Origin of the sequence: Bartonella sp. AA81SXKL (genome assembly GCF_042196945.1) — a bacterium.
GTDB lineage: Bacteria > Pseudomonadota > Alphaproteobacteria > Rhizobiales > Rhizobiaceae > Bartonella.
The window spans coordinates 1,447-4,118 of record NZ_JBHIRH010000032.1 but is presented as its reverse complement, the minus strand read 5'-3'; the positions used below and the strand labels follow the sequence as shown (position 1 = coordinate 4,118).

General features: G+C 44.8%; 1 pseudogene. It reads right to left on the bottom strand.

Features of this window, described 5'->3' with window-relative positions:
* Window positions 1-134 precede the first annotated feature (134 nt).
* Window positions 135-2,672, bottom strand: a pseudogene (locus tag ACFINZ_RS08725) (hypothetical protein); the annotation flags it as partial.

Genomic DNA, 2,672 nt, shown 5'->3' with positions numbered 1-2,672 from the left:
ACAAAAAACCAATAAAAACGCGTTGTCAAAAGCATCTCTAGCCTTCTTACTGTTTCAACTTTGTCAAAAGAAAGCATGTTCAGATAATCTTCTTTGCTATTTAAATGTTCTGGATATTCTATCATTTCTCCCTCCTAAACAAAATGACGCGTATGGCTACATCCACGCGCCGCAACTTGTTCATTTCCACCATTGACGATCATGGCGGCTCGAGTAAAACGCCCATTATCCGTTGTATTACTCCAGCTACCACCCCCTAACAATGCTCTCATTTCAAACGTATTTTGCGTACGGCTTATGGGTATAGGAAACGTGCCCGATAAAAATTGCCAAACATAACCGCAACCATCCTCACAACCGATATGCGAGATCATTCGACGATTCGCCGTATCCTTATATCCACCTGAAACCTTAGAGGTTGGTTCTTTCTTGCCAACAATATGTGTCTTTTCATTGCTTCCATACATAGCAGAAGCAAACGCTTCATCACTCAGTAAAGATTTTTTAACACGCGCCATATCTGTTACATGTTCGGTATAATTACGGTTTGTTGTTATATTGGTACGATACATTGATTTCGTATTTTCACCCGTCCCTGATTGAAGATAAATATCAACCCAAAGATCTGTAGAGGGGTCGTAGACCATTCCCTCTGGTGAACTATGCGGGCGGTGATTGAGACACCAAACTGAATTGGGTAAAATATCCCCTGCCCTATAACCAGACAAGGGGTGACCGGAAATCGTACCAACATCCGCACAGAGCGTATGAAACCCTCCTATCTTTCGCGAATTACTCACTGTGTAATCCCTTGGATACGTAGAGTTTTCTGATAAAACAAATTTATGAGACTGTCCTCCATCAGAAACCAAATAAACATAATAATCCTTACCCGCCGAAAGAGAAGGAACGCTTATTCTTGTATCTACCGTATAACTTGCAACTAAAATATCATTGCCTAATGCCAAAGTTATGCGTGTTCCTTTTTTCAAGGTTAATTGCGCTTTGCCTGTCGCTACAAGAAACGGGGTGGAAATTGAAAGAACCGTTAAATTGGACTGTTTCAGTAAATTGTTTACCTCTTCCGCTAGCGCTTTTGCCTGTGAAGCTACTGTATGGGCTGTTGTTGCCGTTGCTAGGGAACTCTTGATACCTCCAAGCTCTTGTTTCGTCGTATCGGCTGTTTTTTTGGCTTCTTCTGCTGTCCTTTTCGCTCTATCGGCTACTTCCTTGGCTTTTTCGGCTTCGCTCTTGGCTTGATAGGCTTGTGAATCTGCCGACTCGGCTTTTTTCTTGGCTTCTTCTGAGTACATCCGCGCTAAACTTACGGGGGCTTTAAAATTCTCAACCACTTGGTTGATATCAATAACCCTACTCCTCGCAGACGAGGCTATTTTCTCTGCATTTTCTGCCTGATTGCGCGCTTGCGTCGCATCATGTCTTGCATAACCAGCAGACTCCTTGGCTTCCTTGGCTATTTTTTGTGCCTCTTCCGCTTCTTCTTCTAAAGACGCGGCTTTCTTACCCGCTGTTTCAGCTGCCTTTTGCGCCTCTCCTGCTATATATTTTGCATTACTCGCTATTTCCTTGGCTTTTTCTACTTCATTCTTGGCTTCATACGCTCGTGAATTGGCTGCTTCTGCTATTTTCTTGGCTTCCTCGCCTGCCGTTTCTGCTAAACTTGCTATAGTCTTAGCGTTATCTGCCACTTCCTTCGCGTTGTTAGCTGTACTACTAGCATTATAAGCTATATTTTTCGCAGATTCTGCCTCACTACGAGCTTGCCTCGCATCATTTTCGGCATAAACAGCTTTCTGTTTGGCTTCCTTCGCTGTTTTTTCTGTCTCTTCTAGCTTGTCTTCTAAAGATGATGCTAAAGACGCTGCCTTTTTACCCGCCGCTTCTGCCGCTTTCTGTGCTTGTTCTGCTGTATATTTTGCACTATTAGCTATTTCCTTGGCTTTTTCGGCTTCGCCCTTAGCTTGATAGGATTGTGAATCTGCTAATTCCGCTTTTTTCTTGGCTTCGTCTGCATATGTCCGTGCTAAACTTGCTATAGTCTTAGCGTTATCGGCTACTTCCTTCGCGTTGTTAGCTGTACTCCACCCTTGATGAGCTGTGTTGCCTGAATTTTCCGCTATCTTCTTGGCTTCGTCTGAATACATCCGCGCTAAACTTGCTATAGTCTTAGCGTCACCTGCTACTTCCTGAGCTTTATTGGCATTACTCCATCCTTCATGAGCTGTACTTTTTGCCTTTTCTACCTCACTGCGCGCTTGTGCCGCCTCATGGTTAGCATAACCAGCTGTCTGTTTGGCTTCTTTCGCTATCTTTTCAGCTTCACCCGCTACTGTCTCTACCTGTGATGCCTTCTTTTGTGCACCATCAGCTACCTTCTTTGCCTCGTCCGCTGTCGACTTCGCACTATTGGCTAATTGTTTTAGACCATCCAAAGCACCTTTCGTTTCTTCTGCTACCTTCTCTACTGCTTCCGCTTTACGCTTCGCCTCTTGTGCTATGCCCTTCACCGCTTCTGCATTCACCTGCCCTGCCGTCTCTCCTGAACGCGCCGCAGACTCTGCTACCGCTTTCGCTTCCAAAGCTATTCTAGAGGCTTCTGTTGTGCTCTGTTGGGCTTGCTCCGCTTTCGCTATTGCACTATCTGCTGCACT